Source organism: Chitinophaga polysaccharea (assembly GCF_902150045.1).
Lineage (GTDB): Bacteria > Bacteroidota > Bacteroidia > Chitinophagales > Chitinophagaceae > Chitinophaga > Chitinophaga polysaccharea_A.
This window is the reverse complement of sequence record NZ_CABFVU010000002.1, coordinates 271882-293946: the sequence shown is the minus strand read 5'-3', so window position 1 is coordinate 293946 and position 22065 is coordinate 271882. Positions and strand designations below refer to the sequence as shown.

Here is a 22065-nt window from a genome sequence, read left to right as displayed (position 1 = left end):
ATCCGAAACGGAAGCGTCATGATCGTTTTTGCCGTCGTGCTCTTGCTTTTTATTGCCTGGTTTATCAGATATCCGGAAATCGTAACCACCTCAGCGGTTCTCACCGGGACAGATGCGCCCAAGGCCATCGTGGTACGACAAAACGGGAAATTACTAAAGCTGTTCCGGCAAAACAGCAACCATGTGCAGGCTAAGGAAATCATTGGTTTTATGGAAACTACCGCCGACTGGAATAAGGTAACCCGGTTGTCCACCCTCGTAGATTCGGTATGTCATTCAGTCAATAAAAATGATTACACCGGCGTGAAACTACTGGCAGGGGAAGATTTTGCCGACCTGGGAGAACTGCAAATGGCCTTCCAGGCCTTCGCACAGGCTTATGTGCCCTTCCGGGACTATGTACTGGGAAATTATGCGGGGAAGAAAAAAGCATTATTACATAGTGACATCACAACCTTAAATCAATCGAAGGCCGCATTACAGCAGCAACAGGAACTATATAGTCAGGATATGGTATTGAGTCAAAAAACACTGGATATCCATAAACAGTTGTTGCAGGATGGCGTTATCTCGCAACAGGAATACCGGCAAATGAACAGCGCGGCCATCAGCAAGAAACTTCCGCTTCCGCAGGTACAATCCAGTATCCTGGCCAATCAGTCCCTGAAGATCGAGAAGGAGAAAGAAATACTGGATCTGGATAATCAGGTAGCTACGCAAGTGACCCTATTTCGAGAAGCCCTGTACAATCTTAAAAGCGCGATCGACGAATGGAAGCGTCAATATCTTCTGGAAGCTCCGGTGTCCGGCATTCTTTCTTTCACAGGTTTCTTCCAGGAGAACGAACAGCTGGCGAACGGTGAAACAATAGCCTATGTTGTCCCGGAAGGCAACAAATACTATATGCAAGCAACGATACCCCAGGGTAACTTTGGGAAAATCAGTAAGGGGCAAAAAGCAATTCTGAAATTTCAGGCCTACCCCTGGCAGGAGTTTGGCAGCGTTGAAGGAGAGATAGATTACATCTCGCCGGTACCGATAGACAGTACCTATATAGCCCGGATTGTTTTGCCGAATGGCTTGCTCACCAATCATCATAAAAAACTTTTCTTTCGCCAGGGGCTGACTGCCAGGGCCGAAGTGATAACGAAAGATATGAGACTCCTCGAGCGCTTTTATTATAACATTATCAAACTGGAACAGTAATTGTAAAGCCACAACTGTATGAAAACTAAATTGATGTTGACATTTGGAATCTACGCATTTTGCTTAGCTGGGGCCAGGGCGCAGCAGTCAAAAAATGAGCTTGTCTTATGCTTTGACAGACAGGTGAAGCCCCTATTGTCGTCGCCGATCTCGCTGGCATACGAAGAAAAGCTCAGCCAGCTTGAACACAATGCTGTGCCTTGGCAGGCGACGGAGTACACCGGCCGTGGAAGCTTAGGGTACGGAAATGATTTTTTTTATAAGCAGGACACACTTCGTATCAGGGATAAAGTTTTCTATTCGCTCACCAACTTTAACGCACTCGGCTATCAGTTTAGAGACTATGGAGATAAACAAAACTCTGTTGTCACTTACCGCATGAAAGAGGAATTCCCGGTTACCGCAGCAAGATATGCACCAGTTCTGTTGCTACAGCATCTTGCCAAAGCGGCAAAAATAAATGAAGCGGCTGGTAACAAGTTCTATGCCGTATATACAGGGGAGATCGGCCGCTACAGGGTGAGCCTTTTTATCGGCAAAGTAAAGCACACGTTGGATAGCATACAAGTACGGTACTATGACGGCCTTTATGGTGATCTTACCGATGTGTATCATTATAGTGATTATCGTCAATTCGGTACATTATCATATCCTGCAAGGGTAACGATTAGTAAAAACAATAAACGATTGCAGGATACGGTCTTCCTAACCCGGAAAGAAAAGATTCCCGTGGCACCACAGGAGCTGTATAGTCCCGAAGGATATAAACTAACGGAAGAGCAGGCCGTAAAGACGGAAGTCAATGTTACCAGGTATTCAGATCATATCTATTTTGCCGAGCTTAAACACACGGACGACCGGTCAATGATTGTTGTATTCAAAGATTTTGTACTAGTGGCCGAAGCGCCGCTCAATAGCGAAAACGGGGACCTGATTATCAATGAAGCCCGAAAAATTGCGCCAGGTTTACCTATAAGATACTTCGTATTTGGCCATCACCATCCCCATTACATTGGTGGTATCCGTTCTTTTGTCCACGCGGGTGCAAGTATACTAACAGTACCGGAGAACCTGTCTTATGTCCAATCCCTGATTACTGCACAACACTCCTTAAATCCCGACAAACTGCAGCTGGAGGCTAAGCCATTAAAGACGCTATTGATTAAAGACAGCCTCCGAATAGCCGACAGCAGCTTTGCTTTGAATATTTATCATATCGGTAAACAATCCATGCATACTGATGATTACCTGATATATTATTTCCCCTCTGAAAAAATGCTATTTCAAGACGACCTTGTATGGATTCCGACAGACGGTGCGCAAAGGAAGGCTAGCCCCCGGCAGCGGGGACTTTATAGTGCGATTAAAAATCTGGGGCTTGATATCGAGGTCATTGTTCAGTCGTGGCCGGTTAACAATGAAGGTGTGATGACGATAATACCATTTAAGGTTTTAGAAGACCGGTCAAAGTAGTCGCATATAATCATAACCGTGATAATAAATAGAGGAGCCATCCTGTGCTCTAACACTTTATGCGGGCTATAATAATCCATTCGGTGATAGTGTAAATGTTGCCGGTATCTATGAAAAAAATGACAAGGGAGAATTTGTGAATCCTGGCGCAGTCGCGGGATTCGAATATTTTGCCTCAACAAAATTAGGTAAGCAGTACTTATTAGAGCATGCTGAAAAAGGATTTTCCTTGGAAGGAAGTGTAGTAAAAGATTTGAATATAGTAGCATCTGAAGAAGGATCGGCAAGTGCAAATGGTATCGACATAACATTTGGATTAGGAAATGATGTTGGTTCAGCTGCAGGAGCATATACTTCGTCATACGTCATTGGTTTAAGTTCCTGTAATCAGAAAATCAACAGATCATAATGTAAGCGACAATTAATCCGGCACTTTAAAATGAACAACAGAATACTTAAAGACATTCGTTACTACGAGAGTGACAAACCAAATATCGAAGGGCAAAGTCTGCCCGGAAACTTAGGCGGCATTTTCCTGCCTACAAAAGACACAAACTATATCGGACAAAGAATTGCCCGGAAGCTGAATGAACTAAAGTATTCATTCGGGGAGTGCGACCATCTCTATATCAATTTAACGACTGTTATCGGCGAAAACCAGATTCAGGTTTGTAATAGAAATATCGACAAAACAATTAAGTACATTGACTTTGGTGTCAGCCAATCAAGATACAACTCACTTACTGACGAACAAAAAGAAACTTTTCTAAAATCTTCGACCATCAACATCCTAAAGTCAATTAGTGACAAAGAGAATTTGGAATTAATAAAAGAAATGGAAAAGCAGGTTTTGCAGTTTGATACAGGGTTAAATATTCACTATAAAACAAAAGAAACAAGCGTTTATAAAATTGATATTTACTATCAAATAGCGCCCAGGGACAGTTTTACAAAAGCAATAATTGAATATCAGGAAAAAAAAACGGGACCTGTTATCGGGCTCATTTCAAATTACATTTTTACGAGGACATTTATCTATTGGTAGACACGGTGATATTAAAAGACAACAAAGTTGTTTTAAAACCCAGAAAATCTTTTAGAGCAGACCTATATAACGGAAGGTATAAGACACCAATTGAATTAAATATTAATGATTTTGAGAAATTTAACTGTAGCTAACAATATTTTTAAAGTGAACTTAATAAAGCGAAATGGATAGAGAAGAACCAATAAATATTTCATTGACAGGCACCAATAGTCATAGTTTCAAAATCTCACCAGGACAAGGAAGTTTTTCTATTGGCCTAGTGGGTATGGACAAGAAAAAATATGATGCTCTTGTTGAAGAAAAATTACCCATTAACTGGAGTGCATTCAATGAACTTTACACACCGCACGGAAAGCAAAATTCGCACTTGCACCCTAATGGAGATTGTGTAATCTCCCCTAAAATTAGCTACGATTATTAATGTAGTTTTATAAATTAGGGACAATGAAAAAAAGCAAATTCAGCGAGCCACAGATCATCAAGATCTTATCATTCCAGGAGTCAGGGCAATCGGTATCAGACATCTGCCGTGAGCATGGAATCAGTCAGGGAACATTCTATTCGTGGAAAAGCAAGTACTCAGGTCTTGAGCTTAATCAGCTCAAGCGGATGAAGGAGTTGGAAGCAGAGCTGGCCCAGTACAAGCGTATCGTAGCAGAGCAGACTTTTCAGATCACGGTAATGAAAGATGTGATTGAAAAAAAGCTTTAGGGCCTGCCGAAAAGCGAGAACTGGTTTCTTACTGCCATACGCATTACAGAACCAGTATTCGGCAGGCTTGTAATTGGTTCCACATTCAACCATCAGTGTATTACTACCGGCCACAACCTAAAGATGATGATCAGATAAGGATGTTGCTGTCAGAGTTGTCGATCCTTCATAATCGTTGGGGGTTCTGGATGATGCATTATCACTTACGTCATCTGAACTATCATTGGAATCATAAGAAGGTGTACCGCATTTATACAGCCATGAAATTAAACCTGAAACGGAAGTGTAAGAAGCGTTTGCCTGCAAGAGTTATGGAGCCTTTATTACAGCCGATCCATCCCAACATTACCTGGTCTATGGACTTCATGCATGATGTGCTGAGCACAGGCGTTAATTTTCGCTCTTTGAACTTACCAAAGTAGAAGGGCCTGCACGCAGCGAAATTGAAACCTTTCTATCCATGTTACCTGTTGATGACATGGATAAGAATGGTATACTTACTAGGTTGCTTCGAGGTGATATCTGTACAACCACACTCTATGGATTGGAGCCAATGCAGGTCAATATTTCGGTCGACCTGACTGCGAAAGCTTTAAAAATAACTACTCCGGATGGTCAGTCGATCCCTTATAACTTCAGGCTGGAGCCGCAAAAGCAGCAGCCACCACATAATATTCATCCGGGAAAATGGGAGCAGAGATCATCAAAAAAAAATAAAAAACGTAAAGGGCGAGGGATCTGATAACAATTAAATCAAAATAATATGAGCGAACAGGAAATGCAGGATCTGCTGGATGATCTTTCCAAAAGAGGCTTTAATGATGACCAACTAAGACAGGATATCGAAAAAAATGAAGCATATGGGTTGCCTCGCTTCTCTATTTCCAGGGTAAAAGAATTTGGAGAAGAACGTATGTATTACAAGTTAACTTTTCAATGGATGGAAAGCAGCCTTGGCTATGATTTTACCGCCATCCACGCCAACCACCGCATGCCAGTGGATATCGATCAAAAAATAGTTAATGGGATAAATTCCATCCAGCTTGACAAGGAGATGGCGAAGTTAAACTGGCCCAAGTATTGGGAAAGTAGATTAAAGGCAGAGCCCATTAATAGAGAATTTGAAATGGTTCCGCACTGCATAGATGGCCTTGCACAGCTTCTTTTATCAGAATCCTTACAGGCAAAATTTACAGGGGAATCGTTAATGTATAAACACTGGCCCTTCGATGTTTTTAAGAATTTTACTGAGGAACCGGGTAGGATGCGGCGCCTATACGAGCACGTATTTAGTTTCGATCTAGAAGACCATCCCCATATGACAGCAGAGCTGGCCTACCTGATCATATCCGAAAGGATAGATGCTATTAATATGCATATAAAGGATCTTGGAGCCAGCCAAATAAAAGAATCAGTAATCGAAAGGGAAGCTCATTCAATGCTGAAAGGACATCCAGAGAATACGAGTTTAAAGTTCTCTTTTTCCAGCCAGGAGTATTTTGCTACCCTGGAAGTACCTATATTCCTGGATAAGGGCTGGTACAATCTGGAGGGCTATACACTTGGCTTGGTCCAGCTTCCGGAAATAAATCATGGCACCTTTAATGGTGTGGACTCCGAGCGGCTGGATAAAAAATTAAGCACCGTGAACTGGAGAGAGGACAAAGACATTGTCTTTGTCGAAAAAGATTCTGAGGTTTGGTTCCCAAAGGATATCGAGTTATTGCAGGAGGAACTGTTCCGGATGGCACTCCATCCTGAAGGGAAGGAAGCAGCCGACCTGCTGATGCTCAAACACTGGCTTTACGCTCCCGTATTTGAGGATTTTATAAGTGAACAAGCAAAAGAAACTCTGTTAAGTCTTCCTATAAAAGCAGCGAAATTTTCATCAGATATTCAGGTTGATAAAGCCATAGGCTTGCTGTCCGGACGGCCAGTCTTCAAGGAATTGTCCGCAGATCACCTGAAAGGAATCTGGCAACGTATTGTTACGCCCATGGACGGACGGCCTGTTGGATTGGAAACCTTTGAGGCAATTTCAAAAAGGCAGCTCGGCGCCATTTATGACATGATCCCTGTTCCTGAAAACAAAAAAGAAACAATCCTTCACGAATTATTGAATGGCAAGGAGGTTATCGTGCAGGCAAATAACGGTCAAATGTTGTGTCTGGAGCTTACTGAAAAAGTCGATGGAGTCAGGATTGTTGACAGCAATGGCCAGGAAATTCCTTTCAATTTTCACCTTGACCCACTCTGGAAACCGGAACAGAAACAGGTCTTTTTTCAGCGGGACAGTCGGAAAATGTCCCAAAAAAACTCAATTAGCATTAGTGCAGAAAAAAGGAGCAAAAATAGCAAAGGAAGAGGCTTATAACTTTTCAGAATATGATGAATATCAAAATTGATGAAAAAACCTTTTTGTTTCTGGTTTTTAGCAAGATGTAGGTTTGTCGGACAAACCCATCTTGCCCTCAGCTTCCGGAGTCGCTGAGGGGCCGAAAAAACCTCCGGAGTCGGTTTTTTAATGTGAAGCATGATCATGAAGAAAGAGAAACAAAAACCAGAGACTGGGCGCAGGATTACGTTCAGACTTTCCTTCACCGAATGGCAAAATTTGGATACACTTCGCCGCAAAAGTAATTGTAGAACTGTAAGTAGCCTGATAAGAAAATCACTTTTCGATGGTAAGATCAAGCTGATAACCTATGACCAGTCCCTGGATAAAGTCATGGAGGAGTTATCGGCCATCCGGGAGGAGATCCGGTGTATTGGGGTCAATATTAATCAGGCGACAAGGAAGCTTCACCAATCTTCAAGCGCGGAAGGCAGGCTATACTCTGTTATGGAAATCACCCGACTGTACCAACAGACAGAGCAGAAGGTGACGGCTTTATTTGCTATAGTTTCCAATCTTTCCCGCCGATGGTTGCCCGAATAGTTAGCGGCAAAAGCATCAGGGGAATCCTAAATTATAATGAGCATAAAGTTAGCGAGTCGGAAGCGAAACTGCTTCTGGCTTCAGGGTTCCCACGTGATGCCAGCGAGCTATCTTTCAAAAGTAAGCTGGAGCGCTTCGAGAAATTGACGATGCTCAATGAACGTACAAAGACTAATGCGCTACATATAACGCTCAACTTTTCCAGGCAGGATCAGGTAGACGATGAGCTACTTTGTCAGCTGGCAAAGGATTATATGCAAGCTATTGGCTTTGGCGCACAACCTTTTTTGGTCTATAGGCATTTTGATGCCGCCCATCCTCATATCCATTTGGCTACGGTTAATATTGATTCCGATGGAAACAGGATCGAAACCCATAACATCGGTAAGATCCAATCTGAAAAAGCTCGCAAGGAAATTGAGCAGCGTTACGGCCTGATCAAAGCCGAAGACCAAAAAAAGGAGATCAATTTTCAGCTTAGAAAGATTGACCTGGAACGAGCTATCTATGGCAAGAGGGAAACCAAGGCAGCTATCTCATCCATTGTCCGGGAGGTTGTCGGCACTTATAAAATTGCTTCCCTGGCGGAGCTCAATGTTGCGCTCGGACAATTTGGAGTGGTAGCAGACCCAGGAGAGGAGGGTACCCTCATGCGAAGCAGGGGTGGGCTGATCTACAGTTTACTTAATGAGAAGGGTGAACGTTTGGGTATCCCTATAAAAGCCAGCTCAATTTACTCTTCACCAACGTTGAAGAATCTAGAGATTAAGTTCTCCATTAATAAGGAGGAAAGGAAACCTTATCTCCAGCGGATAAAGCACCTATTGGATAAGGCTCTTCGAACCGCAAAAAATGAGCATCATTTCCAGGAGCTACTCCATGCTCAGGGTTTGCGGATACTTATGCGGGAGAATATACAGGGGCAGGTCTATGGGATAACCTTTATTGATAATGCAACCCGAATTGTTGTCAATGGCAGCACACTCGGCAAAGAATATAGCGCCAGAGCATTTGCGGAAAAGCTGAATGCTTTACAGCGAGGGGCGTCCGAGCCACAGAATTTTCCTGTTGAAGATAGCGGACATGTTGCCCGCATCCAGGCGGAAGTTTCCAGTCCAACAGGCCGGGCAGCAGGGTCAGAAAAATCTGATATACCATTCCATCCCGCCTCTCAGGAAGCTACCATTGAACGGTTGCTCGATGTCGCTTTTTACGATGAGCATGACCAGGTTTCTTTTGACCCATTCCAAAGAAAGAAGAGAAAGAAGAAACGGCTGCAATCGCAGTCGTGAAGTGTTGAATTAAATATGTGAAGAATGAATACGGGGGAGAATGCTGAGGCATTAAGAAAGATCATTGATTTTATAAGGAAAGTTAGTTTACTGATTTTATTCCTTCATTTTTATGTTTACTGTTACAGGGCCTTTGATGAGTGGGGGCTGACCCATAAGATCGTCCGGGGTATATTGGAGCGGATCGGCAATACAGGATTATTTTCCGATTTCCAGTTCTCGAAGCTTGGAGCGCTGCTGCTGCTTATCGTATCCCTGGTCGGTTCGAAAGGTAAAAAGGACGAAAAGCTTAAACTCCTTACAGCACTTCGTTATTTTATTGTCGGTCTTATTATATATACAGTCAGCTACCTGCTCCTTAGCATGGAGGCGTCGGTGCAGGTTCTTGCCGGAATTTATATGACTGTGACCGGCATTGGTTATCTCCTGATCCTGCATGGGGGAAGCCTGTTATCCAGGATCATTCGTAACCGCCTAAATACTGATGTCTTTAATAAGCTTCAGGAAACTTTTCCCCAGGAAGAGCGCCTTCTGGAAAATGAATTCTCCATTAATCTGCCAGCCAAGTATAACCTTAAAGGAAGAGTTAGACAGTCCTGGATAAATTTTATCAATCCTTTCCGGGCATTGCTTGTCGTTGGAACGCCAGGTGCCGGCAAGAGTTATTTTGTTGTCCGGCATGTGATTACACAGCATATTGCCAAGGGCTTTTCGATGTTCATCTACGATTTCAAGTTCGATGACCTGTCGATCATAGCCTATAATGCCTTCCTTAAAAATAAGCACCGGTATAAAGTAGAACCGAAATTTTATGTTATCGACTTCGATAACATTTACCATAGATGTAATCCACTTTACCCGGAAAGCATGACCGATATCACGGATGCAACGGAAAGCAGCCGAACGATCATGCTGGGGCTCAATCGAGAATGGATCAAGAAGGCTGGGGATTTCTTTGTCGAGTCCCCAATCAATTTCCTTACCGGTATTATCTGGTACTTGCGCAAGTATAAGAATGGTAAATACTGCACCCTACCTCATTGCATCGAGCTGATGCAGATGCCTTACGACCAGCTTTTTCCGGTCCTTCGAACAGAGCCTGAGATTGAGGTGTTGATCAACCCTTTTGTTACCGCTTATATCAACGGCGCCATGGAACAGCTGGAAGGCCAGATCGCCTCAGCCAAGATAACTATGGCGAGGCTGGCATCGCCGAAGCTATACTATGTTCTTACCGGCAACGATTTTACCCTGGATGTCAATAATCCCGGAGACCCTAAGATCGTTTGTGTTGGTAATAACCCACAGAAGACCCAGGTTTATGGCGCAGTACTTTCTTTGTATGTTGCCCGAATGCTTAAGCTTGTCAACCAGAAAGACAAACTTAAAAGCTCTTTAATATTCGATGAATTTCCTACAATTTATATAGGCGGTGTTTCCGGTATTGAAGGTACTATAGCGACTGCACGCGGCAATAAGGTGGCTACAGTGCTTGCGGTCCAGGATATATCTCAGTTACGCAAAGATTACGGCAAAGAAAGTGCAGATGTGATCTTCAATATTGTCGGGAATGTCATTTCAGGACAGGTTTTGGGAGATACGGCTAAGACCCTCTCGGAAAGGTTCGGGAAGATCATGCAGGAGCGGGAAAGTCTATCCATTAATGCCAGTGACACTTCAGTAAGCAAATCAACTCAGTTGGAATCAGCAATACCCGCATCCACTATTTCCTCGCTTTCATCCGGAGAGTTTGTTGGCTCTGTTGCTGACAATCCCGAGCAAAAAATCGAGTTGAAAAATTTCCATTGCGAAATCATCAATGACCATGCTGCCTTAAAAGCTGAAGCCGATGCCTATGTGCCGATCCCAAAACCAAGGGAAGTTACTGCTAAAGAAATTGAGGAGAACTATCTACGCATCAAAGAAGATGTATTAATGATCATTGAATCAGAAATGGAAAGAATTTACGAAACTCCGGAGCTTGCACACCTGCTGATTGTAAGAGATTAAAACAGGAAAATAGAACACCAAATCAAAGTAATTGTCAAAAAAAAGATCTCACTAATGCGCGGCAGAGGAGCCAATGTTTACATACGCATTTGAGGTATTTTTTCAATAGACCAAAACTTAGGAAGTCTGCATAGCAGAATAAAATTTAAAGTTACCGAATGGTTCCAAAATTGAATAGCTACCCCAATAGTATCAATAATTTGATCTATTGATTTTCATATTTGAAACGGAAATATTTCCAGATTTAAAAGATTAAATATGAAAACTAAATTCTTATTATTTACTGTTTTGATTACAGTATTTTTTTTTGGGTGCAAGGATAATCCTGAAACTCAAGAATTAAACCATGATGAGCCGTCATCAGAATTGAAATCAGCTATCCCAATTAATAAGGCAGTAGCTAATTCAGCAAATCCATTCGATTTCTTAGGGGAAATACACAATATGGGTCTGCAGGAGCTCTTTAATTATACCGTTGCTACAGGAGATACTACTCGCCGCGGAAAAAGGCAAGTGTTAAGAAGATTTTTCAAGGAACGATTTGAAGTAACACCCAAGGGAAAAACAAACCCAGAACTCGAAAAAGTCATACTGAAGGATTATAGGTTAGTTCATGGATCTTTAAAAATGTCTCCTCTGGCCCATAGCTTCGTTGAAAACTTGAATAAATGTATTGATGATATTAAGACCCTAAATGAGTTTAAAGAATTCAAAAGGAAATTTGTTGATATCGAACTTAAGATTTCTAGATCGTCGCTTTCCCGTTTTGAACGAGAGTGCCTTCTAAAAACAGCTGCAATAATGAGGTATTCTGCATACTATTGGTTCAATTTCGCAAATAATAACGATAAAGCTGTTACAATGGGCTTGTTGCGAAAAATTGCTGGTATTATAACAGGAATTGCTGCCGACGGTACGTCAGCCTTATACTATGCTTTCGTAAGTGCAACCCTTTTTAAAATGCTTGAGAATAGTATTGAAATGTCGGAAATGTGCGGATTTTATACCGGGGGATTTTCATATTAGTAGATATCCGTTATTCTTTATGCTAGCCGGCTTCTCTATGCTTATTTTACAATTGTTGAATTTACACAAATCAATCCCCAATGCCCAATCACTTAAATTACACAAGAATGAAAATTAAAATGATATGCCTTATGGTTGTAGCTCTGACTGTAGGATGCAGCAAGGATGTTACAAAACCGGAAAATACAAATACAATAACCAAGGTCGCAAAAAAAGCAATAAAATTGGATCGTCCTGAGAACCCCGAAAATCCAGCCGATTCCATTGGGATCATTCACAACCAGGCTCTAGCCTATGTGTATCAAAAGCTCACGGTGAAAAAGGATTTCAGTAAAGACCTTAAAAAGAAATACGTCGTGGAATATTTTGAGAATCGTTATGGTGGGAACCTTATGAAGTCGATCGATGAAAGAGACGAAATTTACCGTAGGTATGATAATGTCCCAATTCTCGCCTTAACAAAAGAACTGCCATGCTCTGATGTTCTTGCACAGGTGGTCAATAGCATCATCTATGCTGCTTATGAAATGAAAGTTCCTGATGACTATAACACATTTAAACAGAAAATCATAACTCTTGAACAGCAGGTACTCAAAGGTAAAATAAAGATTAGTAGGACAGAAGCAGATCAATTATTACATTTTACCTCCATAATTCGACATTCAATGTGGTTTTGGATGGAGGCCGTTCCGAAAAATGAAAACCTTAATGAAACTAACTTTCTTCGTGGTTTTTTTAGGGGATTGCTTGGAGGACTTGCTGATGCACATGGAGCTTTGGTCAGCCTATTCAGCTACATGAGTTTTAGGTATGTGTTGGAAGATGCTGCCTTGGATAGTGCGATGATGCTTTTGGCATTTGGTTATTGATACCAATTCGACAAATCCTGAAACTGAGGAGTATTTCTTTGCTGAAATACTCCTTTTATTTGCATTAAATCATTTGTATTGAGGGTAATTATGTTTTACACGATGCTTTAATGAAAGATGACGTTAGTATTCTACCATATTAACCATTACTGCTTCAGGTTCATTTTGGCCATTGGGAAAATGGACGAAAATATCAACAACAGTTTTACGTGTTCCTTGAATTATGGCAAGTGCCCCCTCTCCGGATGGCTTTACCAGATGTAATAGTTTTCCATCACCGACGATTTCTACATATGAGCTTTTTAATCCACCAAGCTTAATGCCACCTTTATTAATGTAATTTTTCCAGCCGTTATACTGTTGTATTGCTTCGGCTTCTGACAAATAGTTAGTCTTAAATACAAGCATTTCCGCACCAGATAGCATTCCCATAAATGCATTGCCATTTCCCGCTTTCAGGTATTCAGCCATCTGCATGAACCAGGATTGGGCTTTTGTCATTCTTACTCTGTCATCCTTATTTACCACTGTGCTTTGTTGCCAGCCGGTTATTTTATGGGGGACATCGGCGTAGAAGGTGCCCGAATTAGCGCCCTTGCCTTCAAATCTCCATAGTTCTTTCGGTTCTTTCAGGCCACCGCCTTTTTGCCAGGCAGTTTCCGCTACAATCGCCTTGAGGCTACTACCTGCTTTAGCCTCGGACTTATAATCTATCCTGATCCGTTGCACACCGCTATTGAGAATTGCTGAATTGGCAAAGAAACTTAAGCTTCCCGAAATGCTTGTGCTCATTAATGGAATGTCATTTATAAAGACCCTATATGGGGTCTTTTCTGCTTCAACCGTTACTTTATAAACTGCACGGTTTTCGGGAATCGATAATTTACTAAAGTCCGGGGTCGCCGGTTTTATTGCATTTTGTGCGCCGACGACATTCGCCAGTAGGATGCCCAACAGAACAAAAATGTATTTAAACTTCATATGCTCTTAACTAAATATAATCCTTGATAACCTTAAATGGACAGTTTCCATTTGCATCAAAGAGTTGCCTTTCACAGTCCTGGCAGGTATCATCAGTTATGATTTCTCCACGTTTGACCTGCCAGACATTCGTGCTGCCACATTCACAGTTTACGGTATAAAGTACCTCACCTCTTGAATTACCAAATACAACAAACTTCCATGCGATATCGGTTTGCTTCTTTAATTTATCAATGTCCGTTTGCTTCATCAAGCCAAGGTAGTAACTGTCATTTCCAAGTTCCAGTAGCACTATGGTTAATCCAATTTTTTTTAACTGTGCCTTGAACTGTTTTAGAAGAAATGTTACACTGTCTCCCACAACCATTCTGCCATTTTTTACCTCAGCTATCAATTTAGAATAGGGTTCATGCACGCTTAGTGGTTCTCCGAATAAGGCTCGGGTTCTTTTCTGCAAGAAGTTGCCTATCTGCCAGTCTTCCTCTTCTCCCTTCCAATCTACTAGCAGCAGAAGCCGATGCTTAAAAAGGTATTCGAGCAGTTCTTCTCTGTCGGTAAAGGAAAATTGCGCAAATGTCTCGCGTTCACTTGAACTCATGAGCAATTGGGTAAACGTGGTTTCCATATTTTACAGTTGAATAGATTTATAAGCCAGCGCTTTATTTACAATTTCTTCGGAAGTAAGGTCTTCGTACTCTTTTTCATAAATATAATTGGCTGCTTCCGGATCTGGAACGTTTTCTAAAAATAAATCAAGAAGAGCATCATTTTCTTCTTCAGTCTGACCTTCTGCATTCCTGATCTTATTAACCAGCTCAACCAATGCATCTTTATTCATTTGTTCCATAACATTTCAACAATTTCATTAACACTGTACTCGTAATATTTACCACTTTTGTCCTTGTTCCTTTGAAATTGCTTGATATCATAATTTTCGAAATTCAGGGATAAAAGTTTATGATAGTATTGGTCAAGATAAATGGCAAAAGTTTCCGTGATATTTTCTTCATTTCCACGGGGTAGCTCAGGATTTTTTATTCTGGTAACGATCTCTGTAAGCTCTTCCTTCGTAAAATCCGGGACCTTTAAGGGATATGGCAGGCTGATCCTGAAGGCCAGAACCTCATCACCTTCCTCCTCCCACCATTCATCGAGGTTATAGGCTGCCATATCTTTCCCTGTAAGCTCATGGAGGATAGTAGTAAGTTTTGTGTAGGCATCTAAAGACTCGTCCCCGGATTCATCGATTAATTTTGTATAATCCCGTATAGCCTGCAGTACTATTGGATACCGCTCTTCGGCTAATGCTACATCAGGTTCAATTATGCTTCTTAATTTATTCATGATCCTTTTTAGAGGATAATTTTTTTTAATAGGGTAACCTATATTACGATTCGTACGACAAAGACAATTCCACAAATAATTAAAAGGAATTGAGCCTTTTTAGGCTGGGGACGTCACTAACTCATTATGCAGCGAAAATTATGCCATAGAATGAGAGAGTTACGGCTTTCTAAAATGACATAATAGCATATAGTCGCCACAGTCTTTAATATAATTGATAATAATTGAATCTTTCGCAGGCTCCAGTGTTTTTCTAAAAATGCCATTATTTCTCAATTCAAATTTGTCTTCCGGTAGTCTGTCAATTAGCTCTATTAGTGGCACTGTAAGCTCACCCTGACTGCTAACGATTAAAAGTAGAGTTTTCGATTTTTGATCATACTGTTTTTGCCCTATAAACCCTGGAGCCAGGGAAAATAAGATCTGTCATACTGTTGCAGCATTTACTAATTTTTCCCAGTTGCATTGTTCGTCTGCTATGAAGGTCGGGAAGTTAGTTTGCTTTTGATGTTGCTCTAAAAATGCAACCGGAGGCTTGTAATTCAGGGATTGATGAGGTCTTTGATTGTTGTATATCCACATCCATGCATGGGCCATAGCCTGAGCCTCTTTTATCCTGGTAAAACAATAAGCATCCAGAACTTCTTCCCTGAAGCTTCGGTTAAACCGCTCCATAAATCCATTCTGAAATGGTTTGCCTTTCTCTATAAATTTAAGCTCTATGCCACGTTCACTTGCCCATGAGGCCATAGCCTGTGCCACAAATTCAGGTCCGTTATCAACCCTTATTTTCCGGGGAACGCCACGCCAGCCGACTAACTGATCCAGTTGTCTGATTACACGTTTGCTGTTCAATGTTGTGTCAATAGTAATGCCAAGACATTCACGATTATAGTCATCAATAATATTCAAAGAGCGGAAATTAACGCCTGTGCTCAGCACATCATGCATGAAGTCCATAGACCAGGTAATGTTGGGATGGATCGGCTGTAATAAAGGCTCCATAACTCTTGCAGGCAAACGCTTCTTACACTTCCGTTTCAGGTTTAATTTCATGGCTGTATAAATGCGGTACACCTTCTTATGATTCCAATGATAGTTCAGATGACGTAAGTGATAATGCATCATCCAGAACCCCCAACGATTATGAAGGATCGACAACTCTGACAGCAACATCCTTATCTGATCATCATCTTTAGGTTGTGGCCGGTAGTAATACACTGATGGTTGAATGTGGAACCAATTACAAGCCTGCCGAATACTGGTTCTGTAATGCGTATGGCAGTAAGAAACCAGTTCTCGCTTTTCGGCAGGCCCTAAAGCTTTTTTTCAATCACATCTTTCATTACCGTGATCTGAAAAGTCTGCTCTGCTACGATACGCTTGTACTGGGCCAGCTCTGCTTCCAGCTCCTTCATCCGCTTGAGCTGATTAAGCTCAAGACCTGAGTACTTGCTTTTCCATTGATAAAAGGCCGCCTGGCTGATACCATGCTCCCGGCAAATCTCAGCAACGGGTTTTCCCGTTTCCTGCTCTTTCAAAATGCCAAGAATCTGGCTCTCTGTGAATTTTGATTTTTTCATTGCTTCAACTTTAAAATTAGCATTTTTATCTACTTTTAAATGCTACGATTTGAAGGGAAGCTTACAGCACCTCGCTTATTAGAGGGTAAGCCGCCGAGGAAGATGTAAACAGCATATTGATTCCTTCTTTATAGGGAACAATTGCAAGAACCTCGTCGGTATCGATCCTCACTGGTTGGCCATATTGGTAAATAGCAATGTCCTTTAAATTAGAGCTGCTGAATTCTTTCAGATATACAGGTAGGTCGAGATAGAAAAGGAGCAAAGTAAAATTAAAGAGTACCTCCAATTCAAATACCATGGCAATTGACCGATGGCTAATTAATTCCGGTGAAATATTAACAGCTGCAGTAGGTAAAAATGTAATACCGAATAGTTTTGGGGCAATTGAAGAATTAATAATAGGGGTAAGGTCAAACCAAAAATAATCTGCGCGAGCACAACTTTCGTTAATTTATGGGAGTCTGAGAACTGGAACTTAAGAGACCAAAATAAGTGCGTCCGATAGTTATACTCCAATAATAATAGAGTACAAAGGCAAATTATGCTTTTTGTTATCCAGTAATTTCCGTCAGAAATACTTTTCCCGGTGCTAATATAATTGAAGTCCATAATAAAGAAACCGGAAAGAACAGCAATTGTCGACCGAACCAATAATGTTGGATATTCTTTCAAATTCTCTGCACGTTTAATTAAAATTGGTCTGATTTTCAATGGGAATGATTTAGAAAGGTTTTGGAGTTAATCATCAAAAGTATTAAATATAAATATATGATTGGTCCTTTTAATTGATTCAACATTCCTTGGAAACCTATCCGACAAATTCTGAATTACAGAAATTGTTAACGACAAAAAATCATCATTAATTTCAGATAGCTGTTTAGGCATTTCACATAGTTATCTGCGCATTTTAAATAGCATTCTATAAAAATGGCCATTGTAAATGTTCAAATTGGTAGTATAGTTCTGCTACTCCATGAAAATGAAAATTGCAAACAAGATGCTGGTGCGCACACCCGCATTTTCAATCTGCGCGACACTTGAGCAAAGCTGGTCTGAATTAAAGGAAGCAATTAGATCAGCATCTCCGGATTTTTATAAGGAAATTAAGGATATCGAATTTGACGATATAGATCGGCTATCCCAGAGGCATAAGCTTACCATATATAAGTACTTCAACCGTGCTAAATACAGGCCAGTGCCATTTGGCGCGTTTTGTTCTGTTTCACTCCTTAATAACGATATAAATAAAGACGCAGTCCAGATCAGTCGTAAGCAAACATTATACAAACTACTGGACTGGCAAACGAAAAAAAATATAAAATTTACTTTCCAAGATCTCTTGAAAGCAAATGCACTTATTCAAGCCAATACCACCTGGTATAAGGCAGCTGGAAATATCCGTTTTATAACGGCTGGGCAGGGAAATAAATTTGAGATGAACGATATTCCATCAGATACGAACATCCTTTTTGCACTGGAAATTGCCAGTCAGGGTATTGCTATACAGGATTTGATATACAAGCTTCAAATCAAGTTAGGTGGGAATGCTGAGGCACTAAATTTCGTCGAAGCGTTTATCCATTCTGGTTTAGTTGTGACGAGCCTCGATGCTAATATAATTGGTGAGGACTATTTCACACGCATTGGTCATAAATTGGAAGAAAATTATCTGGATTATATTATAGCCCAAAGGTCCATTTCAGGAGGTTCTCCAAAGGAATTGCTAAAACAAATTCCGGAATTGATAGAAAGGCTTAGCATGATTGAGCAGCAAGAACAGCTTACGACTGATCTAGAGCGATTCAGAGACCTTTTTAAAGAGAAATTTGATCTGGAAGAAGTTTCATTAATGGTTGCTATCGATCCTGAAATTGGCGTAGGATATGGAAAGATGGAATCTGCGGCTTCAGCAAGCACTTTGATAGACTCTCTGTTACAAAGCACAAAGAACAACAATAAACGTAAAGATACCTATAAAGAACTTTTCGCTTCTGCTTTCGAATTTGAAGTCCCATCCTGTATCAATCTTGAAGCTGTTCTTCCTTTATCAGAAAAAAGATCTTCACCAAAGAAAATGGCCAATAGCATAAGTTGTATATTTTCAATCTCTGATGACCTTTTGATATTGGACCATATCGGCGGCTATAGTTTTAATCAAATTGCAGGAAGATTTACGATAGCCGATAAAGGGATATTAGATTTCTGCAGACAGCAGGCATCACTTGAAACTGAAGCAAATGCTGAAGTGGTTTTCTTTGACATCGGATACCTCTGCGAAATTCATGTGGATAATGTAAACCGACGAAGTTCTATTTATGATTATGAGCTACCCATTTTGTCTTATAGTACTTTGCCCGAATTTATTACACTCGGGGAGCTATATATCCGAATGTCTGGAAACGAGATCGTACTTTTCAGCAGGCGCCTCGGCAAACGTGTTGTTCCTAGAATGGCCACTGCCTATAATTTTGAACGCTCCAGTCTGCCACTGCTCAAATTTCTATGTGATTATATGCATTACGGCCTTAAGACGGAATTTCTACCCCAGATCTCCGGACTATTGCCGGGATTAAGACAGTATCCAAGGATTCAATTCAGAAATATCGTTTTGGGAAGAGCCCAATGGACTGTCTCCATTGATCATATCAAAGATCTGACTGCAGAACGGCTTAAAGAGCATTTAAAACAGCGTCAAGCACCGCGCTTTATACGTATTGGACAGGCTGATCAAACACTTGTTCTTGATTTGGATAACGGCCAAGATTACGAATTTTTATTTTCGCTTCTTAGAAGCAAAAAAGAAATCACGGTTGAAGAGGCAATATTGCCGGAAAGATCTTTGGTCACAGATGAGCATGGCAAACCATATATGGCACAGTTTGTTGCTGCATTAAACCATCATGAAAATGTATATTATAAGGCAAGGCCGATATGGATTGATTCAAAAAAAGAACAGGGATTCTTCCCTCCGGGATCTGAATGGTTATATTGCGAGATCTACAGTCATACCAATCATGCTAACAGTATATTATTTAAGTTAAATGCTTTTGCAGATGAGCAGCGGTCAACTATCGACAAGTGGTTTTTTATCCGTTATAATGAACCCCAGGATCACTTACGTGTACGTTTTTTGCTCCGAAAAGCTGAAGATGCCCAGGCTTTGCTAACTAACCTTAAAGCCTTGCTTGAAGAAGTAATGCAAAAAAGAATAGTTTCAGATTTCCAGGTCAAGGTTTATAAACGAGAGATGGAGCGTTATGGATTTGCAGGTATTGATAGAGTTGAAGCGCTGTTTTGTTTTGACACGCGATATACTCTTCAGATTCTTCAATTACCCGATCCGTTGAAATATCGACTTGCAATAATACTGTTGACCGGCATTATAAGCAGATTATCTCTGGATTCTGAAACAGTTCAAAACTGGCTTCAGAAAATCAGGGACGGCTACAATCATGAACATGGCTTAAAAGGAGAGGGTTTTAAACAGATTAACCAATATACGCGTGACCAGCATCTACTGGATGACAGTTTGCTGGATGAAACACAAAAACGGGAACTCCAAAGGATTTCCGACCAATATTTTAGCGTACTGAAAGAGCTGGAAGGTATAAGGGTTATGCCACTTCTTACCGATTTCTTTCATATGCATATAAACCGTTTATTTAGTGATCATCAGCGGTTACATGAAACGGTGATATATAATATTAAAGAAGCGGTGGATAGAAAAACAAAGGCGGATAGAAAAATTCAGATCAGTGCTAATTCCTAAAATCAATAAACCGCATTGTCTTCTCAAAATTATCTCGATAAGATTTGCTGACCGGGATTTCGTCACCATTAATTAAGAATACTGTTGTGGAATTATAACGGTCAATCTTGCTGACATTTACCAGATAGGATTTCTGTGTCCTGACAAAATGTGGCATGGGCAGCATTTCTTCGAACTTGGCAAGGGTGATATAAGTCATTATTTTCTCCTTTTCCAAATAGATATTACTGTAATTGCTTGCGGCCATTATATAGTTTATGTCTTCAATGGCAATTCTCCGCTTCATGGTTTTGCTGTTCTCCGGCACAGCGATCACGGGGTTCAGTTTAGAAAATTTAAACCTATTCAGTTCCGACCATTTCAGTTTTGCCTTTTCGACGGCCTGCACAAAATCTTCATAGAAAAGCGGTTTCAGTCTGTAATCGGCTACATTAAGTAAAAACGCCTCAGGACCATAATGTCTATGGCCGGAAACAAGCACAACGGCCATTTCTTTACTGATGATCGAAGTAAGTTCTGTTCCTTTAAAATGGGGCATTTCAATATCCATAAATACAATATCGGCCTTCAGCTTACCGCTTAGTAGTGATTCCCTGGCCTGACGTGCGTCTGTCTCTATTCCGATCAGGTAGAGTTCAGGATGTCTTTCTATATAGGAGCTCAATAAATCCGCACTCGATTGGTCATCATCAATTATTAACGCCCCTAATTTCATAGCTCCATATTTAACGTGAGTTCAAAAAGCATTTCATCATCGGTGACCCGCAAGTCATATTTACCGCTATAATAGCGTTCGAGCCTGTCTTTGAGATTGTTTAAGCCGATCCCCGTGCTTTGTGTTTCTATTCCAATCTTCGGTTTATGATTACTGGTATATAATGAAAACACTTTGCCTTGTTGACTGATGACAATTACGGCAGGCTCTGCAGAGGAATCATAAACCCCGTACTTTATAATATTGTCTACCAAGTCTATAAATAAAAGTGGCGGAATCATAATCTGTGGATCTTCATTACTAATATTTAGTTTGACATAAAATTTACCCTGCTTCAAAATGGTATGCAACTGTATGTACCTCCTAAGATTCTCCATGTCTTCGCTTAGTGGAACCTTACCAAGCTTATCTCCTGGTTGAAGACAATAATGGGTAACACCAGACCACAGTCTGAGGATTTCCAATGTATTTGTATCCTCAGCACTCAATCTCGCAAGAATACCATTGATAGAATTATTTAAAAGGTGAGGATTGATCTGGGAACGATACAACTCATTTTCAAGGCGGAGTATTTCATTTTCATTGAAAAGCATAGCTTTTTGCTCATCAGCGAGTTGACGCTCTTTGCTAACTCTATATTTGTTTTCCCAGACACCGAATGATATGGCCATTAAAAAAAAGCTTCTTGTCAATGCTACCAGATAATCTTCCTTTGAAATGAAAAATGTAAATGTACCTGTGAGATATGCCTTGGTAAGCAAATTACCCAGTATTAATATGCACGAATTGAACAAAACTGTAGCTGAAACAGCTATGAACCGTTTAATCTGTTGCGTATAATGGGTATATATGCCCGGCAGGAACCGGTATGCAGTCATGATGAAAATTGAAACATCTACCACGTAAAAAATGATATAAATGCCTGTGTCCATCATTTTGCCTCGCGCGATGATCAACCACAAGATATCCCAGGTCATATAAGCCAATATAGCGACTGTAAACCATGGAAATAATCTGTTAGAGTTAGCTAATATTTTCATTTCAAATAGTCATTTGCAGGTTTCAGATAGTTATTGTAGCATTTGAAATAGTTGTAG

The 22065-nt window shown here is 40.7% G+C and carries 22 protein-coding genes and 1 pseudogene; 15 read left to right on the top strand and 8 right to left on the bottom strand.

Annotated features, from left to right (window positions below):
- Positions 1–18 precede the first annotated feature (18 nt).
- The 14 genes from FN124_RS15800 to FN124_RS15740 all read left to right on the top strand — a co-directional run bounded on the left by FN124_RS15800 (position 19) and on the right by FN124_RS15740 (position 12573).
- Positions 19–1206, top strand: a complete 1188-nt coding sequence (locus tag FN124_RS15800) for a beta-barrel domain-containing protein (protein ID WP_185937230.1) — start codon at positions 19–21, stop codon at positions 1204–1206.
- A gap of 18 nt (positions 1207–1224) precedes the next feature.
- Positions 1225–2679, top strand: coding sequence for an MBL fold metallo-hydrolase (locus FN124_RS15795; protein ID WP_142685780.1), 1455 nt, complete (start codon positions 1225–1227; stop codon positions 2677–2679).
- A 136-nt stretch (positions 2680–2815) separates the two neighbouring features.
- Positions 2816–3088, top strand: coding sequence for a hypothetical protein (locus tag FN124_RS15790; RefSeq protein WP_142685779.1), 273 nt, complete (start codon positions 2816–2818; stop codon positions 3086–3088).
- A 30-nt stretch (positions 3089–3118) separates the two neighbouring features.
- A complete protein-coding gene (locus FN124_RS15785) occupies positions 3119–3724 on the top strand; it encodes a hypothetical protein (RefSeq protein ID WP_142685778.1) in 606 nt (201 codons plus the stop codon).
- 166 nt (positions 3725–3890) lie between these two features.
- Positions 3891–4148 (top strand): hypothetical protein, encoded by a 258-nt coding sequence (locus FN124_RS15780; RefSeq protein ID WP_221887819.1) that lies wholly within the window; start codon positions 3891–3893, stop codon positions 4146–4148.
- Between the two features lie 23 nt (positions 4149–4171).
- Positions 4172–4438 (top strand): IS66 family insertion sequence element accessory protein TnpA, encoded by a 267-nt coding sequence (gene tnpA / locus FN124_RS15775; RefSeq protein ID WP_142685777.1) that lies wholly within the window; start codon positions 4172–4174, stop codon positions 4436–4438.
- A gap of 140 nt (positions 4439–4578) precedes the next feature.
- Positions 4579–4860, top strand: coding sequence for a hypothetical protein (locus tag FN124_RS31780; protein ID WP_512745574.1), 282 nt, complete (start codon positions 4579–4581; stop codon positions 4858–4860).
- A 38-nt stretch (positions 4861–4898) separates the two neighbouring features.
- A complete protein-coding gene (locus FN124_RS15770; RefSeq protein ID WP_142685776.1) occupies positions 4899–5180 on the top strand; it encodes a hypothetical protein in 282 nt (93 codons plus the stop codon).
- Positions 5181–5201: 21 nt separating this feature from the next.
- The gene (locus tag FN124_RS15765; protein ID WP_142685775.1) at positions 5202–6812 is read left to right on the top strand and encodes a hypothetical protein; all 1611 of its coding nucleotides are present in this window, start codon (positions 5202–5204) and stop codon (positions 6810–6812) included.
- A gap of 165 nt (positions 6813–6977) precedes the next feature.
- A complete protein-coding gene (locus FN124_RS15760; RefSeq protein WP_142685774.1) occupies positions 6978–7376 on the top strand; it encodes a plasmid mobilization protein in 399 nt (132 codons plus the stop codon).
- Positions 7361–8668: a relaxase/mobilization nuclease domain-containing protein gene (locus FN124_RS15755; protein ID WP_142685773.1), complete on the top strand. Its 1308-nt coding sequence runs from the start codon at positions 7361–7363 to the stop codon at positions 8666–8668. Before FN124_RS15760 ends, FN124_RS15755 begins: the two co-directional genes overlap by 16 nt.
- A gap of 24 nt (positions 8669–8692) precedes the next feature.
- Entirely contained in the window at positions 8693–10678 is a 1986-nt protein-coding gene (mobC, locus tag FN124_RS15750; protein ID WP_142685772.1) for a conjugal transfer protein MobC, read from the top strand.
- Between the two features lie 258 nt (positions 10679–10936).
- Positions 10937–11704, top strand: coding sequence for a hypothetical protein (locus FN124_RS15745; RefSeq protein WP_142685771.1), 768 nt, complete (start codon positions 10937–10939; stop codon positions 11702–11704).
- A gap of 107 nt (positions 11705–11811) precedes the next feature.
- The gene (locus FN124_RS15740) at positions 11812–12573 is read left to right on the top strand and encodes a hypothetical protein (protein ID WP_142685770.1); all 762 of its coding nucleotides are present in this window, start codon (positions 11812–11814) and stop codon (positions 12571–12573) included.
- A gap of 123 nt (positions 12574–12696) precedes the next feature.
- Here FN124_RS15740 and FN124_RS15735 read toward each other — a convergent pair whose 3' ends face one another.
- The 6 genes and pseudogenes from FN124_RS15735 to FN124_RS15710 form a co-directional block, all read right to left on the bottom strand.
- A complete protein-coding gene (locus tag FN124_RS15735; protein WP_142685769.1) occupies positions 12697–13554 on the bottom strand; it encodes a hypothetical protein in 858 nt (285 codons plus the stop codon).
- Between the two features lie 10 nt (positions 13555–13564).
- Positions 13565–14179, bottom strand: coding sequence for a DUF6630 family protein (locus FN124_RS15730; protein WP_142685768.1), 615 nt, complete (start codon positions 14177–14179; stop codon positions 13565–13567).
- 3 nt (positions 14180–14182) lie between these two features.
- Positions 14183–14401 carry a bacteriocin immunity protein gene (locus FN124_RS15725; protein ID WP_221887818.1) on the bottom strand — a complete coding sequence of 73 codons (219 nt, stop codon included), beginning with the start codon at positions 14399–14401 and terminating at the stop codon, positions 14183–14185.
- Positions 14389–14898: a hypothetical protein gene (locus tag FN124_RS15720; RefSeq protein WP_142685767.1), complete on the bottom strand. Its 510-nt coding sequence runs from the start codon at positions 14896–14898 to the stop codon at positions 14389–14391. Before FN124_RS15720 ends, FN124_RS15725 begins: the two co-directional genes overlap by 13 nt.
- 426 nt (positions 14899–15324) lie before the next feature.
- Positions 15325–16203 (bottom strand): annotated as a pseudogene (locus FN124_RS15715) (IS3 family transposase); the annotation flags it as partial.
- Positions 16204–16214: 11 nt separating this feature from the next.
- Entirely contained in the window at positions 16215–16481 is a 267-nt protein-coding gene (locus tag FN124_RS15710; RefSeq protein WP_142685765.1) for a transposase, read from the bottom strand.
- Positions 16482–17457: 976 nt separating this feature from the next.
- Between FN124_RS15710 and FN124_RS15705 the strand changes: the two genes are divergently transcribed.
- On the top strand, positions 17458–20253 hold the full coding sequence (locus FN124_RS15705; protein WP_142685764.1) for a lantibiotic dehydratase: 2796 nt from the start codon (positions 17458–17460) through the stop codon (positions 20251–20253).
- Here FN124_RS15705 and FN124_RS15700 read toward each other — a convergent pair.
- Together FN124_RS15700 and FN124_RS15695 are read right to left on the bottom strand one after the other, a co-directional pair.
- Positions 20243–20968, bottom strand: a complete 726-nt coding sequence (locus FN124_RS15700; protein ID WP_142685763.1) for a LytR/AlgR family response regulator transcription factor — start codon at positions 20966–20968, stop codon at positions 20243–20245. The two genes, FN124_RS15705 and FN124_RS15700, sit on opposite strands and share 11 nt — an antisense overlap.
- Positions 20965–22008, bottom strand: a complete 1044-nt coding sequence (locus FN124_RS15695; RefSeq protein ID WP_142685762.1) for a sensor histidine kinase — start codon at positions 22006–22008, stop codon at positions 20965–20967. The genes FN124_RS15700 and FN124_RS15695 overlap by 4 nt, the downstream gene beginning before the upstream one ends.
- Between the last annotated feature and the right edge of the window lie 57 nt (positions 22009–22065).

Bases quoted from the DNA above. Each gene is read 5' to 3' on its own strand.
- FN124_RS15730 (WP_142685768.1), bottom strand. From the start codon at position 14,179: ATGGAAACCACGTTTACCCAATTGCTCATGAGTTCAAGTGAACGCGAG.
- FN124_RS15760 (WP_142685774.1), top strand. From the start codon at position 6,978: ATGAAGAAAGAGAAACAAAAACCAGAGACTGGGCGCAGGATTACGTTC.
- FN124_RS15740 (WP_142685770.1), top strand. From the start codon at position 11,812: ATGAAAATTAAAATGATATGCCTTATGGTTGTAGCTCTGACTGTAGGA.
- FN124_RS15755 (WP_142685773.1), top strand. From the start codon at position 7,361: ATGGTTGCCCGAATAGTTAGCGGCAAAAGCATCAGGGGAATCCTAAAT.
- FN124_RS15705 (WP_142685764.1), top strand. From the start codon at position 17,458: ATGAAAATGAAAATTGCAAACAAGATGCTGGTGCGCACACCCGCATTT.
- mobC (WP_142685772.1), top strand. From the start codon at position 8,693: ATGAATACGGGGGAGAATGCTGAGGCATTAAGAAAGATCATTGATTTT.
- FN124_RS15800 (WP_185937230.1), top strand. From the start codon at position 19: ATGATCGTTTTTGCCGTCGTGCTCTTGCTTTTTATTGCCTGGTTTATC.
- FN124_RS15795 (WP_142685780.1), top strand. From the start codon at position 1,225: ATGAAAACTAAATTGATGTTGACATTTGGAATCTACGCATTTTGCTTA.
- FN124_RS15695 (WP_142685762.1), bottom strand. From the start codon at position 22,008: ATGAAAATATTAGCTAACTCTAACAGATTATTTCCATGGTTTACAGTC.
- FN124_RS15770 (WP_142685776.1), top strand. From the start codon at position 4,899: ATGTTACCTGTTGATGACATGGATAAGAATGGTATACTTACTAGGTTG.
- FN124_RS15765 (WP_142685775.1), top strand. From the start codon at position 5,202: ATGAGCGAACAGGAAATGCAGGATCTGCTGGATGATCTTTCCAAAAGA.
- FN124_RS31780 (WP_512745574.1), top strand. From the start codon at position 4,579: ATGTTGCTGTCAGAGTTGTCGATCCTTCATAATCGTTGGGGGTTCTGG.
- FN124_RS15725 (WP_221887818.1), bottom strand. From the start codon at position 14,401: ATGGAACAAATGAATAAAGATGCATTGGTTGAGCTGGTTAATAAGATC.
- FN124_RS15745 (WP_142685771.1), top strand. From the start codon at position 10,937: ATGAAAACTAAATTCTTATTATTTACTGTTTTGATTACAGTATTTTTT.
- FN124_RS15735 (WP_142685769.1), bottom strand. From the start codon at position 13,554: ATGAAGTTTAAATACATTTTTGTTCTGTTGGGCATCCTACTGGCGAAT.
- FN124_RS15720 (WP_142685767.1), bottom strand. From the start codon at position 14,898: ATGAATAAATTAAGAAGCATAATTGAACCTGATGTAGCATTAGCCGAA.
- FN124_RS15710 (WP_142685765.1), bottom strand. From the start codon at position 16,481: ATGAAAAAATCAAAATTCACAGAGAGCCAGATTCTTGGCATTTTGAAA.
- FN124_RS15700 (WP_142685763.1), bottom strand. From the start codon at position 20,968: ATGAAATTAGGGGCGTTAATAATTGATGATGACCAATCGAGTGCGGAT.
- FN124_RS15780 (WP_221887819.1), top strand. From the start codon at position 3,891: ATGGATAGAGAAGAACCAATAAATATTTCATTGACAGGCACCAATAGT.
- FN124_RS15785 (WP_142685778.1), top strand. From the start codon at position 3,119: ATGAACAACAGAATACTTAAAGACATTCGTTACTACGAGAGTGACAAA.
- tnpA (WP_142685777.1), top strand. From the start codon at position 4,172: ATGAAAAAAAGCAAATTCAGCGAGCCACAGATCATCAAGATCTTATCA.